This window comes from Cupriavidus sp. 2TAF22 (assembly GCF_052115045.1).
Taxonomy (GTDB): domain Bacteria; phylum Pseudomonadota; class Gammaproteobacteria; order Burkholderiales; family Burkholderiaceae; genus Cupriavidus.
Map to the genome: position 1 here is coordinate 66560 of NZ_JBFRFX010000011.1, position 14269 is coordinate 80828.

General features: G+C 68.2%; 11 protein-coding genes. 4 read left to right on the forward strand and 7 right to left on the reverse strand.

Features of this window, described 5'->3' with window-relative positions; all coding sequences use genetic code 11:
* Positions 1–68: 68 nt before the first annotated feature.
* The 3 genes from AB4Z48_RS15055 to AB4Z48_RS15065 all read left to right on the forward strand — a co-directional run bounded on the left by AB4Z48_RS15055 (position 69) and on the right by AB4Z48_RS15065 (position 4755).
* Complete coding sequence (locus AB4Z48_RS15055) at positions 69–1427, forward strand: MFS transporter (RefSeq protein ID WP_441615225.1); 1359 nt, start codon at positions 69–71, stop codon at positions 1425–1427.
* Positions 1428–1520: 93 nt separating this feature from the next.
* Complete coding sequence (garD, locus tag AB4Z48_RS15060) at positions 1521–3074, forward strand: galactarate dehydratase (protein WP_441615425.1); 1554 nt, start codon at positions 1521–1523, stop codon at positions 3072–3074.
* Between the two features lie 295 nt (positions 3075–3369).
* A complete protein-coding gene (locus AB4Z48_RS15065; protein WP_441615227.1) occupies positions 3370–4755 on the forward strand; it encodes an FAD-binding oxidoreductase in 1386 nt (461 codons plus the stop codon).
* Positions 4756–4999: 244 nt separating this feature from the next.
* Here the strand turns inward: AB4Z48_RS15065 and AB4Z48_RS15070 are convergent, their stop codons facing one another.
* From AB4Z48_RS15070 to AB4Z48_RS15100, 7 genes are all read right to left on the reverse strand, one after another.
* Positions 5000–5941 (reverse strand): LysR family transcriptional regulator, encoded by a 942-nt coding sequence (locus AB4Z48_RS15070; protein WP_441615229.1) that lies wholly within the window; start codon positions 5939–5941, stop codon positions 5000–5002.
* 34 nt (positions 5942–5975) lie between these two features.
* Positions 5976–6875: a 2-hydroxy-3-oxopropionate reductase gene (locus tag AB4Z48_RS15075; RefSeq protein ID WP_441615231.1), complete on the reverse strand. Its 900-nt coding sequence runs from the start codon at positions 6873–6875 to the stop codon at positions 5976–5978.
* 63 nt (positions 6876–6938) lie between these two features.
* The gene (gene garL, locus AB4Z48_RS15080) at positions 6939–7730 is read right to left on the reverse strand and encodes a 2-dehydro-3-deoxyglucarate aldolase (RefSeq protein ID WP_441615233.1); all 792 of its coding nucleotides are present in this window, start codon (positions 7728–7730) and stop codon (positions 6939–6941) included.
* A 54-nt stretch (positions 7731–7784) separates the two neighbouring features.
* On the reverse strand, positions 7785–9341 hold the full coding sequence (locus AB4Z48_RS15085; RefSeq protein WP_441615235.1) for a UxaA family hydrolase: 1557 nt from the start codon (positions 9339–9341) through the stop codon (positions 7785–7787).
* Between the two features lie 131 nt (positions 9342–9472).
* The gene (locus AB4Z48_RS15090; protein ID WP_441615237.1) at positions 9473–9844 is read right to left on the reverse strand and encodes a 5-carboxymethyl-2-hydroxymuconate Delta-isomerase; all 372 of its coding nucleotides are present in this window, start codon (positions 9842–9844) and stop codon (positions 9473–9475) included.
* A gap of 42 nt (positions 9845–9886) precedes the next feature.
* Positions 9887–10981, reverse strand: a complete 1095-nt coding sequence (locus tag AB4Z48_RS15095) for a malate/lactate/ureidoglycolate dehydrogenase (RefSeq protein ID WP_441615239.1) — start codon at positions 10979–10981, stop codon at positions 9887–9889.
* Between the two features lie 162 nt (positions 10982–11143).
* Complete coding sequence (locus tag AB4Z48_RS15100) at positions 11144–12088, reverse strand: Bug family tripartite tricarboxylate transporter substrate binding protein (protein WP_441615426.1); 945 nt, start codon at positions 12086–12088, stop codon at positions 11144–11146.
* Between the two features lie 428 nt (positions 12089–12516).
* On the opposite strand from AB4Z48_RS15100, the gene AB4Z48_RS15105 reads away from it, so the two are divergent.
* Positions 12517–14208: a thiamine pyrophosphate-binding protein gene (locus tag AB4Z48_RS15105; protein ID WP_441615240.1), complete on the forward strand. Its 1692-nt coding sequence runs from the start codon at positions 12517–12519 to the stop codon at positions 14206–14208.
* Positions 14209–14269: the final 61 nt, after the last annotated feature.

The window sequence follows — 14269 nt, forward strand, 5'->3', positions numbered from 1 at the left end:
CAGGCCCGAGATGGCCCGCACCGGATGGTTGGGCTTTTCTTCGCGCTGCCGGCCCTGCCGGAGACCCCATGAATCTCAGCAATACCTTAAGCGTGGCCGGAGCGGCCACCCGCCGCAGCAATGTCCGTTACTGGATCCTGCTGATGATCTTCGTGGTGACCACGGTGAACTACGCCGACCGCGCCACGCTTTCCATCACGGGCCCGGCCATGCGCCAGGAGTTCGGCTTCGACGCCATGCAGATGGGCTTTATCTTTTCTGCCTTCAGCTGGGCTTATGTGATGGCGCAGATCCCGGGCGGCTGGCTGCTTGACCGTTTCGGCGCGCGTCGCATCTATGCCTGCAGCATCTTCCTGTGGTCGCTGTTTACCTTGCTGCAGGGCTTCCTCGGCGTCTTCGCCACGGTCGGCGCGGCCGTCACCACGCTGTTCGTGCTGCGTTTTGCCGTGGGCCTGGCTGAGTCGCCCGCCTTCCCGGCCAATGCCAAGGTCGTGGCGAGCTGGTTCCCCACGGCCGAGCGCGGCACGGCGTCGGCCATCTTCAATTCCGCCCAGTACTTTGCCGCGGTGCTGTTCACGCCGCTGATGGCATGGCTCACGCATGCGCTCGGCTGGCACCATGTCTATATGTGGATGGGCGTGCTCGGCATGGTGCTGGCGGGCCTGTGGCTCAAGGTCGTGCGCAGCCCGGCCACGCATCCGTCGGTGAACCGCGCCGAGCTCGACTATATCGCGCAAGGCGGCGGGCTGATCGAGATGAGCGGCGATGCCGGCAAGGCAAAGGCAAAAGAGCCGGCCGGCGCGCGCTGGTTCTATGTGAAGCAGCTGTTGTCCAACCGCATGCTGCTGGGTGTGTACCTGGGCCAGTACTGCATCAACGTGCTGACGTACTTCTTCCTGACCTGGTTCCCGGTCTACCTGGTGCAGGCACGCGGCATGTCGATCCTCAAGGCTGGCTTCGTGGCGTCGCTGCCGGCCATTTGCGGCTTCCTCGGCGGCGTGCTGGGCGGTGTGATCTCGGATATGTTCCTGCGCCGCGGCTACTCGCTGACGGTGGCGCGCAAGGTGCCGATCGTCGCCGGCATGCTGCTCTCGGTCAGCATGGTGGCCTGCAATTATGTGGACAGCGAGTGGCTGGTGGTGGGCTTCATGGCGCTGGCCTTCTTCGGCAAGGGCATCGGCGCGCTGGGCTGGGCGGTGGTGGCGGATACGGCGCCGAAGGAAGTGATCGGCCTGGCCGGCAGCATTTTCAATATGTTCGGCAATATTGCCGGCATCGTCACGCCGATCGTGATCGGCTATATCCTTGGCACCACGGGTTCGTTCAACGGCGCGCTGGTCTTCGTCGGCGCCAATGCGCTGGTGACCGTGATCAGCTACCTGGTGATCGTCAAGGAAATCAAGCGCGTTGAACTCAAGCACCCCTGAGCGGGGCGCGGCAAGTATCTGGCAAGGAAGAAAGTCATGTCGGTCATCGATATCAAAGTAGAACAGCAAGGCGCCGCGCAGGCGAGCGCGCAGGTGCAGGGCACCCCGCTGTACATCCGCATCCACGAGCAGGACAACGTGGCCATTGTCGCCAATGACGGCGGCCTGCCCGAAGGCACGGTGTTCCCGTGCGGGCTGACCCTGCGCGAGCGCGTGCCGCAGGGCCACAAGGTGGCGCTGTCGGACCTCAAGGCCGGCGACGCCGTGGTGCGCTACAACGTGGTGATCGGCTATGCGCTGCGCGACCTGCCCAGGGGCAGCTGGATCAACGAACGCGTGACCGAGATGCCGGTGGCTCCCGAGTTGCACGACCTGCCTATCGGCACCCGCGCCGCGGCGCCGCTGCCGCCGCTCGAAGGCTATACGTTCGAAGGCTTCCGCAATCCGGACGGCTCGGTGGGCACGCGCAATATCCTGGCCATCACCACCACCGTGCAGTGCGTGGCGGGCGTGGTGGAGCATGCCGTGCGCCGCATCAAGGCAGAGCTGCTGCCGAAGTATCCCAACGTGGACGATGTGATCGGCCTGGAGCACACCTATGGCTGCGGCGTCGCCATCGACGCGCCGGACGCCATCGTGCCGATCCGCACGCTGCGCAATATCGCGCTCAACCCCAACTTCGGCGGTACCGCGATGATGGTGAGCCTGGGCTGCGAGAAGCTGCAGCCCGAGCGACTGATGCCGGCCGGCACCATGCCCGTGCAGACCGGCGCCGGCAGCGTGGAGGTTGGCGTGGTATGCCTGCAGGACGATGCGCACGTCGGCTTCGAGAGCATGATCGACTCCATCATGGCCATGGCGCATACCCATCTCGCCAGGCTGGACCAGCGCCGCCGCGAGACCTGCCCGGCGTCCGAGCTGGTGGTGGGCGTGCAATGCGGCGGCAGCGATGCCTTCTCCGGCGTTACCGCCAACCCGGCGGTAGGGTTTGCCACCGACCTGCTGGTGCGGGCCGGCGCGACGGTGATGTTCTCCGAAGTGACCGAGGTGCGCGACGGCATCGACCAGCTCACCGCRCGCGCCGCCACGCCCGAAGTGGCGCAAGCCATGATCCGCGAGATGGACTGGTACGACCGCTACCTGGAAAAAGGCCGTGTCGACCGCAGCGCCAACACCACGCCCGGCAACAAGAAAGGCGGCCTTTCCAATATCGTGGAAAAGGCGATGGGCTCGATCGTCAAGTCAGGCAGCACCGCCATCACCGGTGTGCTGTCGCCCGGCGAGAAGCTCAAGCAAAAGGGTTTGATCTACGCGGCCACGCCCGCCAGCGACTTCATCTGCGGCACGCTGCAGCTGGCCGCGGGCATGAACCTGCACGTATTCACCACGGGCCGCGGCACGCCCTACGGCCTGGCCGAGGTGCCGGTCATCAAGGTCGCCACGCGCAGCGATCTCGCGCGCCGCTGGCACGACCTGATGGACGTCAACGCGGGGCGCATCGCCACCGGCGAGGCCACCATCGAAGACGTGGGCTGGGAACTGTTCCGCCTGATGCTGGACGTGGCAAGTGGACGCAGGAAGACCTGGGCCGAGCACCACAAGCTGCACAATGCGCTGGTGCTGTTCAATCCGGCGCCGGTGACCTGAAGCCGGGCGCGCGGCACATCTTCAAGGGCATCATCCGGGACACCGGTCCCGGATGCCTTTACATTGGCCCGGCGCCCACCTTAAATGAGGATGGTTCTGTTCTCCGCCTGGCCGCACAAGTGCACGACCTGTTGCCAAGAAACGCCGCGCAAGCCCTTACAAAAAGACCCCGCCCGCCTCCAGCGCTTTTCCCCTTCAGTTCGCCATGCCGGAGCCGGAGCAGGGCACGCTTCGCGCACGTTCGCCGGCCACGCGGCTATTTCCTGAATCGGGGAATCACGTCGCGAGGTGCATCATGGCTGACCTGTCCAGTGAACTGGTGGAAGGATTGAGGGCGAAATTGCGGGGCCGGGCACTGCTGCCGGGCGAGGCGGGCTACGACGAGGCCCGCCAGATCTGGAATGCGATGATCGACCGGCGTCCCGCGCTGATCGTCAAGGCCGCGGGCGCGGCCGATGTCATGGCCACCGTGGCGTTCGCGCGCGACCAGGGTGCGCTGCTTTCGATACGCTCCGGCGGCCACAATATCGGCGGCCATGCGGTGTGCGACGGCGGCATCACACTGGACCTCTCCGCCATGAAGTCGGTCAGGATCGACCCCGTCGCGCAACGCGCCTATGTCGAGCCCGGCGCCACCCTCGCTGACTTCGACCACGAAGCGCAGGCCTTCGGCCTGGCCACGCCGCTCGGCATCAATTCGACCACCGGCGTGGCCGGCCTGACCCTCGGCGGTGGCTTCGGCTGGATCAGCCGCAAATTCGGTACCACGGTCGACAACCTCACCGGCGCGCACGTGGTGACGGCCGACGGCAAGATGCTGCGTGCCAGCGCGGGCGAGCATGCCGACCTGTTCTGGGCCATCCGTGGCGGCGGCGGCAACTTCGGCGTGGTGACGATGTTCGAGTTCGCCCTCCACCCGGTCGGGCCCGAGATCTACGGCGGGCTCATCGTCTACCCGCTGGAGCAGGCTGGTACCGTGCTGCAGGCATTGCGCGACCGCTTTGCCGGCATGCCCGACGATCTGACCGTGTGGGCGGTGCTGCGGCAGGCGCCGCCGCTGCCGTTCCTGCCGCCGGAGACGCACGGCAAGCCCATTGTCGCGCTGGCCATCTGCTATGTCGGTCCGGTGGAGAACGGCCCGCAACTGGTCGCGCCGCTGCGGCAGCTCGGCACGCCCTATGGCGAGCATGTGGGGCCCATGCCCTTCGCTTCCTGGCAGCAGGCGTTCGATCCGCTGCTGACGCCGGGCGCGCGCAACTACTGGAAATCGCATAACTTCGCCGGGCTCGACGATGGCCTGATCACGCTGCTCACCGACTATGTCGGCAAGCTGCCATCGCCCCATACCGAGATCTTCATCGGCGCCATGGGCGGGCAGACCAACCGCGTGGCGGCGGATGCCACGGCCTATGCCAACCGCGACGCGAACTTCATCATGAACGTGCACGGCCGCTGGACCGACGCGGCGGACGATGATGCTTGCGTGGCCTGGTCGCGCGAGGTCTTCGCGGCAGCGGCGCCGTATTCGCTTGGCACGGTGTACGTCAACTTCCTCACGCAGGAGGAGGGCGATCGCGTCGGTGCGGCCTACGGGCCGAACTATGCGCGGCTCGCCGAGGTGAAGGGGCGCTACGACCCGACAAATCTGTTCCGGCACAACCAGAACATCAAGCCGTCCTGAGGCGACGGACCGCCATGCCACTCGCTTGTGACGGGGCGTTGTGGAGAAAAATACGCAATTAACGCCCAGGTTTTTTTATCAAACGCCAATCACCTGGCTAGCAGGATCGGCGGGGAGAAGCGGAATGGAGAGCGCGGAGAGGTCCTGGGGGCGGGAGCCCCCTCACTGGGCTGCGTTGCACTGCGCTGCGCTGGGCTGAACCGCACTGCGCCGCACCGAACCGCACCGAACCGCACCTGCCGATTCAAATCAACCGCGCCCCCGGCCACGCCCCGGACATCACGATATTGCGTACCGATTGCCGCACGGTCTGCATGATGTCCCACAGTTCCGGCACGGGCGGCCGGTTGCGTGCCGTGGCCAGCGCCACCTGGCGCGTCACCACGGGATCGACCAGGCGGGCGGAGTGCAGGCGCCCCTGCGCCACACGGTCGGCCACCGCGGCAAACGGCAGCAGCGTGGCGCCGCAGCCGTCTTCCACCAGGCGCATCGATACCGTGTTGGATGCATCGCACTCCAGCGCAAGCTGCAGGGCGGTGCCGGCCCGCGCGGCCAGCGATTCCGCCAGCACGCGCAGGCCGTGCCCGGTGCTCGGCAGGATCAGCGGCACTTCGCCGAGCCGGCGCACGGCAAAGGTCGGGCCGAGGTGGCTCCACGAAGTCGGCGTGACCAGCGTCAGGTCTTCCTCGAGCAGGATGTCGACCTTCAGCGCGCCTTGCTGCTCGGGCAGGTAGAGCAGCGCCACGTCGATCTCCCCGGCGGCGAGCCAGGCCAGCACGGGGCTGGCCAGCCCTTCGACGAAGCGCACCTTGGTGGCGGGAAAGCGCTGCTTGAGCGCGGTGCCGATGCTGGCGAAGGCGGTATTGGCGATGGTGGGCTGCGCGGCGATCACCAGTTGCGTGGGTCCCTGCGCAGATGATGCGCGGATGGCTTCGCGCGCCTCGGCCAGCGTGGATGCGACCTGGCGCGCGTAGACGATCAGCGTCTGCCCGGCTTCGGTCAGTACCACGCCGCGTCCGCTGCGGTGGAACAGGCGGGTGTCCAGCGCGGCTTCCAGGCGCGCGATCTGCCGGCTGACGGTGGACTGGTCGGCCCCCAGCTCCAGCGCCGCCCGCGAGATGCTCTGGGTGTTGGCCACGCAGACGAAGCAGGCCAGGTCTTCCGAGTTCAGCGCGTTGCTTGTCATCGGGGACCCGTGGCCTTTCCCTTCGCGCGCGCCATCAGCCCTTGGCCGGCTTGTCGCCGATGGCGTGGCCGGACATATGCTCGAGCGCGCGCACCAGCCCGGAGTGGTCCCACTTGGCACCGCCGAGCGCGCCACAGACATTGAACAGCTGCTGGCAGGAGGCGGTATTGGGCAGGCTCACGCCCAGCTTGTGCGCGGTGGACAGCGCCAGGTTCAGGTCCTTCTGGTGCAGTTCGATGCGGAAACCCGGGTCGAAGGTGCGCTTGATCATGCGCTCGCCGTGCACTTCGAGGATGCGCGAGCTGGCAAAACCGCCCATCAGTGCCTCGCGCACGCGAGCCGGATCGGCGCCGGCCTTGGCGGCCAGCACCAGGGCTTCGCCCACGGCCTCGATGGTGAGCGCCACGATGACCTGGTTGGCGACCTTGGCTACCTGGCCGTCGCCTACGGCGCCCACCAGCGTGATGTTCTTGCCCATCAGCTTGAGCAAGGGCAGCACGCGGTCGTACACGTCCTGCTTGCCGCCGGCCATGATCGACAGCGTGGCGGCCTTGGCGCCGACTTCGCCGCCGGATACCGGGCCGTCCACGTAGTCGCAGCCCAGCGCCTCGATCTTGCCCGCGAACACGCGCGTCTCGATGGGCGAGATGGAGCTCATGTCGACCACCGTCTTGCCCTTGGAGAGGCCTTGCGCCACGCCGTTCTCGCCGAACAGCACGCRCTCCACGTCGGGCGTGTCGGGCAGCATCAGGAAAATGATCTCGCTCTGGCGTGCCACCTCGGCGGCATCGGCGCAGGCTTGCGCGCCGGCGTCCAGCAGGGCCTTGGGCGCACCGCTGCGCGAATGCACGTAGAGCGTATGGCCGCCGGCGACCAGGTGTTGCGCCATCGGCGTGCCCATCACGCCCAGTCCGATGAATCCGATCTTGCTCATGTCAGTCCTCTCTTCATGTGCGCCGCGCCGGGGCGCGGCGCAGCGTCAGGTTGTTGCCGTGCCTCAGGCGGCGAAGCGGTCGCGCAGCGCCTGCGTGGCATTGCGGAAGATATTCTGGTCCAGGCCCACCGCCACGAAGGCCGCGCCCATGTCGAGATAGCGGCGCGCGTCGGCTTCCACCGGGGTCAGCGTACCCACGGCCTTGCCGGCCTGCCTGGCGGCCTCGAAGATGCGAGCCACCTGCGCCTGCACTTCGGGGTGGTTCGGGTTGCCGAGGTGCCCGCAGGCAGCAGCCAGGTCGGATGGCCCGATGAATATGCCATCCACGCCATCCACCGCGCAGATTGCCTCCACCGCGTCCACGCCTTTCTGGCTCTCGATCTGCACCAGCACGCAGATATTGTCGTTGATCTGGCTGAAGTACTCCGGCACGGTACCGTAGCGGTTGCTGCGCTGGACCATCGACACGCCGCGCACGCCGGCTGGCGGGTAGCGCGTGGCGCTGACCGCGCGCGCGGCCTGCTCGGCGCTTTCCACGAACGGGATCAGGAAATTATAGAAGCCGATATCCAGCAGGCGCTTCATCAGCACCGGGTCGTTCACGGGCGGGCGCACCACCGGCGCGCTCACGCTGCCTTGCAGGGCCATCAGCTGCGGGATGAAGGTCAGCACGTCGTTGGGCGAATGCTCGCCGTCGAGCAGCAGCCAGTCGAAGCCGGCCAGGCCCAGGATCTCGGTGGTGGTGGCGTTGCCCAGCGAGCACCAGCAGCCGATCAGGCGCTTGCGCGCCAGGATGTCGGCGCGGAAGCGGTTGGGCAGGGGGGAGGGCAGCAGCGAGTTTGGCAGCGATGGCATGAGGGCAATGTTTCCTGGATCAGTAGGTGCGATAGGGGGCCGCCGGGCGGGGCGTCAGCCGGTGATGCCGATTTGCCACGGCGCGAATTCGTGGTCGCCCAGGCCGAGCAGCTCGCTCTTGGTGCGCAGCCCCGAGGCCGCGGCGAGAATCTGCGCGAAGATCCGCTCGCCCATCTGCCCGATGGTCGCGGTGCCGTCGAGGATCTCGCCGCAGTTGATGTCCATGTCTTCCTCCAGCCGGCGGTACATCGGCGAATTGGTGGCGAGCTTGAGCGAGGGCACCGGCTTGGCGCCGAACATCGAGCCGCGGCCGGTGGTGAAGCAGATCAGGTTGGCGCCGCTGGCGATCTGGCCGGTAGCGGAAACCGGGTCGAAGCCAGGCGAATCCATGAAGACAAAGCCCTTCTGCGTGATGGGCTCGGCATAGCGGTACACGCCCATCAGCGGCCCGGTGCCGCCTTTCATGGATGAACCCAGCGATTTCTCGAAGATATTGGCCAGCCCGCCGGCCTGGTTGCCCGGGCTCACGCGGCCGTTGATCTGCACGTCGCGGCCGACGGCGTAGACATCCTTCCACCAGCGGATGCGTTCGACCAGTTTCTCGCCCACCTCGCGGCTGGCCGCGCGGCGCGTCAGCGTGTGCTCCACGCCGTAGATCTCCGGCGTCTCGGACAGGATCGCGGTGCCGCCGTGGCGCACCAGGATATCCATGGCCGCGCCCAGTGCCGGGTTGGCGGTGATCGAAGAGAAGCTGTCCGAGCCGCCGCACTGCAGCCCGATGCTCAGATGGCTGGCCGACACGGGCTGGCGCGCCACGCGGTTGGCATCGGGCAGCAGTGACTGCACCGCGGCCACGCCGGCGGCGATGGTCTTGCGGGTGCCGCCGGTGTCCTGCATGGTGAAGGCGTGCAGGCGCGGGCCGGTTTCCAGCCCTTCTGCCTTGAGCAGGGCATTCACCTGGTTGCGCTCGCAGCCCAGTCCCACCACCAGCACCGCGGCCAGGTTGGGGTGGCGCATATAGCCGGCCAGGGTCCGCTGCAGCATGGCCATCGGCTCGCCGCTCATTTCCATGCCGCAGCCGGTGCTGTGGGCAAAGGCCACCACGCCGTCCACATTGGGGTAGCCGGCCAGGCGCTCAGGCGTGAACCACTCGGCGATCTTGTGCACCACGGTGGCGGAGCAGTTGACGGTGGCCACCACGCCGATGAAGTTGCGCGTGGCCACCCGGCCGTCGTCGCGCACGATGCCGTCGAAGGTGGCCTGCTCGGCCTCGGGCAGCATGGCCACGGGAACGAAATCGCGCGCGTGCGCATAGTCGCGGTCGAACTCGCGGAATTCGATATTGTGGCCGGACACCAGGGTGCCCGGCGCGATATCGGCGCCGGCAAAACCGATCGTCGTGTTGTACTTCAGGATCGGCTCGCCCCTGGCGATCGGGCGCGCGGCGATCTTGTAGCCGGCCGGCACCTGGCTGCGGATGGTGAAGGCCTCGCCCGGCACGGGCATGCCGATGCCGAGCTCGGTGCGGGCGATCAGCACATTGTCCTGCGCATGCAGGCGGATCACCGGGGCGGCGGGGGCGTGCGGGGCGGCTTGGCTGGTGGCGGTCACTGCGTCTCCTGTGGGCGTCTTCACTGATTGTCTGCGTGGCCCTTCGTTGCAGCCGTGCCGCGCGCCCCGGGGGCAGGCATGCGGCACGGCCCCGAGGCCATCGGTGCTGCGTTCTTTCCCGCGGTGCGGGGCTACTTGCCCTCTACGACCTGCTTGGCGAAGCTGGCGCGTTCCATTTCCACCACGTCCACGCTGACCTGCACGCCTTCGCCGGACTGGTCGCGGCGAACCTGTTCAGCGATCACCTCGCAGATCGCCTTGGCGAGCGCCTGCCGCACCGCCAGCTCGCGGCCGTCGAGGATGCGCAGCGTCGCGTGCACGAAGGCGCGCTCGCGCGCCTCGGTGCCCTGGCGGAACGAAGTCAGCACGATGCAGCGCGACTTGATGTCCGCCTCGCCGAACTGGCCGGAATCCAGCAGGGCGGCGTTGGCCTGGTCCATCAGCTCTTCCTGGGAGCAGGCCAGCCGGGTGTTTTCGGTGATTTCGATGGTGAGATGCGGCATGGGGCTCCGGATGATGGTTGGCTGGATGGGAGCGCGCTGCGCTCAATGCGCCGCGAGGCGCGACAGCGCGCCGGGCGATTCGCCGCGCGCGGCCTGCACGCGGGCCGCGGCGTCGTCGAGTTGCGCCAGCGTGCCGCTGTCGATGGGAATGAATTCGGCGCGGGCGCGGCGCCAGGCGCGCTCGGGCTCGCCGGGCAGCAAGATGGCGTCGGTGCCGGGCTGCAGCGGCGAGGAGCGGATCCAGTCGACGAAAGCCTGCACCTCATGACCGAAGGTGGTGCTGCTGCCCAGCCGCGCGGGATCGAACACGATGGCCAGCATATTGTTCCAGACCGCATGCTCGTGGGTCAGCGTCTCGGGGCGGATGGTATGCCCGCCGGTGACCGCGGCGCCGAGCAGCTCGCACATCACCGCCAGCACATAGCCCTTGTGTTCGCCGAAGGAGCGCAGCGCGCCCTGCGCTTCGCCAGCGGGCGGGAACATCACGGCAGGATCGTCGGTGGGATGGCCTGCGGCATCCAGCAGGCTGCCCGGTGGCACCTGCACGCCCTTGTTGTTGGCCACGCGCACCTTGCCCAGCGCGATCGCGCTGGTGGCGAAGTCCATCACCAGCGGCTCGGCCCCCGCCACGGGCACGCCGACGGTGAAGGGGTTGGTGCCGTAGCGCGCCTCGTAGCCGCCATGCGGCGCCACGATGGGCTTGGACAACACGTTGACGAAGTGGATCGAGATCATGCCCGCGGCGGCAGCCTGCTCGGCCCAGTGGCCGACCCGGCCAAGGTGGTGCGAGCGGCGCAGCCCCAGCACGCACACGCCGTGCTCGCGCGCGCGGTCGATGGCCAGGGCCATCGCTTCCTCGGTCACCGCCTGGCCCATGCCGCGGTTGCCGTCCAGGCTGAGGATGCCGCCGGCCTCGTGCACCACGCTCACGTGCTGGTTGAGCTGGAGCTGCTCGCCCAGCCACGACAGTACGTACTTGGGGATCATGCCCACGCCGTGCGAATCGTGCCCGGACAGGTTGGCGCCGACCAGATGGTCGGCGGTCAGGCGGGCTTCGCGCGCGTCGGAGCCGGCGGCAAGCCAGAGGTCGGTCACCCACTGGTGCAGGGCGGCGGTCGGGATACGGTGTTCACTCATGGGATCAATGGGATCAGGTAGCGTGAATAAGCGTGCGGGGGGAGGCCGGCGCAGGCAACGGCAGGGCAGGGGTCAGGCAAGTGCGGCCACCATCATAAGCCGCCGGGCCCCGCTTGGGTACCCGGCATTCGGAGCGAGTCATGCACAAACCAGTCCACTGCATCATTCTGGCCGGATGTCGGCGCTCTTGATCAGCTTTGCCCATTTCGCCACTTCGCTCTTCTGGAATGCGCCCAGTTCCGCCGGGCCCGCGCCGGACGGCTCGATGCCCAGCGTGGCGAAGCGCGCGCGCATCTCCGGTTCCTGGATGATCTTGCCGATGTCGGCGCCGAGCCGGTTGACGATGGGCTGCGGCGTGCCGGCCGGGGCGAACACCGCCTGCCAGGACACGATCTCGTAGCCGGCCAGCCTGGGCCCGCCCGCCTCGGCGATGGTCGGTACGTCGGGCAGTTCGCGCGAGCGCTTGCCCGCCGTGGTGGCCAGCGCACGGAACTTGCCAGCCTGGATCATCGGCATGGCGGCCACGCTGTTCTCGAACAGTACGTCGACCTGGCTGCCCAGCAGGGCCTGCACCGCCGGTCCGCTGCCTTTGTATGGCACATGGAGCAGCTTCACGCCCGCCATGGTGGAGAACAGCTCGCCGGCGAGGTGCTGGGAGGTACCGTTGCCTGCCGAACCGAACGAAACGGTGCCCGGCTTGGCCCTGGCCGCGGCGATCACGTCCTGCACGCTCTTCCAGGGACTGCTGGTGTTGACCACCAGCAGGTTGGGCAGCGTGCCGATCAGCGCCACCGGCTTGAAGTCCTTGATCGGGTCATAGGGCATCTTGGGATACAGGCTCACATTGATCGAGTGCGAGCTGATGGTGCCGCCGACCAGCGTATAGCCGTCCGGCGCGGCCTTGGCGACATAGTCCGAGCCGATATTGCCGCCAGCGCCGGCGCGGTTCTCCACCACCACCGGCTGGCCGATCATCTGCGACAGGCGCTGGCCGATCAGGCGGCCCAGCACATCGGTGGTGCCGCCCGCGGCGAAGGGCACCACGTAGTTGACGGGCTTGGTGGGCCAGGCATCCTGCGCATGGGCCGGGCCGGCCATGGCCAGCATGCCGAGGGTGCCGAGCGCACCCAGCGCGCAGCGCCACAAGGTTTGCGCACGGTGCGGGCCGGCCGGGGTTGCCGCGTGGGAACGGGCCGGCCGGAGGGGCCGAAGGTACATGGGCATATCCTGGTCTCCTGACTTCGTTGTCTGGCATCCTCCTTTCCGCTGCCGGCCGCGCACCGCTATGATCAGGCAGGCGGCGCATGGGGCAGGGCGGGATCGCCTTGGCCACAATCTACACGCGCGCGGGATCGTCCAGCCTTGCGTTTTACGCATAGCAGAAATGCGCCTTATGCCAGGCGCGCAAGGCGGGGCGGCCATAACAATCGCTACATTGCCCGCCGCGCTGCTGCCCACTGCTTGCCGCGCCGCAACACCGGCCCCCCGTGCCGCCAGGCCCCGAACCGACTGCAGTGCACCAATTCAAGATCGACATGACCAATACTCCTGCTGCTGCCACCGCGTCCCCTAACCCCGCGCCTGCCCGTACCGGCGGCCGCGTCCTGGTGGATGCCCTGCGCATCCATGGTGCCGAGCGCATCTTCTGCGTGCCGGGCGAGAGCTTCCTCGACGTGCTCGACGCCCTGCATGACCAGCCGGCCATCGACCTGATCGTCTGCAAGCACGAGGGCGCCGCCGCCAACATGGCCGAGGCCGACGGCAAGCTCACCGGCCGTCCGGGCATCTGCTTCGTCACGCGCGGCCCGGGCGCCACCCATGCCAGCATCGGCGTGCATATCGCCGCCCAGGACTCCACGCCCATGCTGCTGTTCGTCGGCCAGATCGCGCGCGGCCACAAGGGGCGCGAGGCATTCCAGGAAGTGGACTACGGCGCCATGTTCGGCTCCATCGCCAAGTGGGTGGTGGAGATCGAGGATCCCGCGCGCATCCCGGAACTGGTGGCGCGCGCGTTTCGCTGCGCCACATCGGGCCGCCCCGGGCCGGTGGTGATCTCGCTGCCCGAGGACGTGCTGGACGGCCTGTGCGAGGTTGCCGACACCGCGCCCTACCAGCCGGCCGTAGCCGCGCCGCGCGCGGCCGATGCCGATGCCCTCGGCGCGCTGCTGGCAGGCGCGCAGCGCCCGCTCGTGATCGCCGGCGGCGCCAACTGGACCGCCCAGGCAGCGGCGGACTTCGCCGCCTTCGTGCAGCGCTGGGACCTGCCGGTGGCATGCGCGTTCCGCCGCCAGGACGTGTTCGACAACCGCGATCCGCACTATGTGGGTCACCTGAGCCTGGGGGTGAATCCCGCGCTGGCCGAGCGCGTGCGCACCGCCGACGTCATCCTCGCCTTCGGCACGCGCCTGGGCGATATCGCCACCGACGGCTACACCCTGCTGGATGTGCCCACGCCGCGTCAGCGCCTGATCCATGTGCATGCCGACAGCGCCGAGCTTGGCCGCGTCTACCAGCCCGAACTGGCCATCCAGGCCGGCATCGGGCCCGGCGCCGCCATGCTGGCCGCGCTGCCGGCACCCGCGAGCGTGGCCTGGGGCGACTGGACCGGCGCCGCGCGCGCCGCGCACATAGCCTTCGTCATGCCGGGCAAGCCGCACCCGGAACTCAGTGGCGTGGACATGACCGCCGTGGTCGATCATCTCAACCAGACCCTGCCGGCCGATGCCGTGCTCAGCAACGGCGCGGGCAACTACACGGTCTGGCTGCACCGCTACTATGCCTACCGCCAGCCGCGCACGGAGCTCGCGCCGACTTGCGGCGCCATGGGCTACGGCCTGCCCGCGGCCATCGCCGCCAAGCTGCGCGACCCGCAGCGCACGGTGGTGTGCTTTGCCGGCGACGGCTGCTTCCTGATGTACCCACAGGAGATCGCCACGGCCGCCGCCTACGGCGCCAACCTGATCGTGGTGCTGGTCAACAACGGCATGTACGGCACCATCCGCATGCACCAGGAAAAACGCTATCCGGGCCGCGTCAGCGGCACCGATATTCCCAGCCCGGATTTCGTGGCGATGGCGCAGTCCTGCGGCGCCTGGGCCGAGCGCGTGACGCGCACGGAAGACTTCGCCGCGGCATTCGAGCGGGCCCGGGCGGCAGGCAAGCCGGCGGTGCTCGAGCTGACGACCGACCCGCGCCAGATCACGCCGGCCATGCGCATCGCGGGTTGAGGACGGCGGCGCTGCCTGGCCGCGAGAGCGCTCCCGGCCAGCGGTCCCCGGACCTGCAAAA

Bases quoted from the DNA above. Each gene is read 5' to 3' on its own strand.
- AB4Z48_RS15055 (WP_441615225.1), top strand. From the start codon at position 69: ATGAATCTCAGCAATACCTTAAGCGTGGCCGGAGCGGCCACCCGCCGC.
- AB4Z48_RS15065 (WP_441615227.1), top strand. From the start codon at position 3,370: ATGGCTGACCTGTCCAGTGAACTGGTGGAAGGATTGAGGGCGAAATTG.
- AB4Z48_RS15095 (WP_441615239.1), bottom strand. From the start codon at position 10,981: ATGAGTGAACACCGTATCCCGACCGCCGCCCTGCACCAGTGGGTGACC.
- AB4Z48_RS15070 (WP_441615229.1), bottom strand. From the start codon at position 5,941: ATGACAAGCAACGCGCTGAACTCGGAAGACCTGGCCTGCTTCGTCTGC.
- AB4Z48_RS15100 (WP_441615426.1), bottom strand. From the start codon at position 12,088: ATGCTGGCCATGGCCGGCCCGGCCCATGCGCAGGATGCCTGGCCCACC.
- garL (WP_441615233.1), bottom strand. From the start codon at position 7,730: ATGCCATCGCTGCCAAACTCGCTGCTGCCCTCCCCCCTGCCCAACCGC.
- AB4Z48_RS15090 (WP_441615237.1), bottom strand. From the start codon at position 9,844: ATGCCGCATCTCACCATCGAAATCACCGAAAACACCCGGCTGGCCTGC.
- AB4Z48_RS15105 (WP_441615240.1), top strand. From the start codon at position 12,517: ATGACCAATACTCCTGCTGCTGCCACCGCGTCCCCTAACCCCGCGCCT.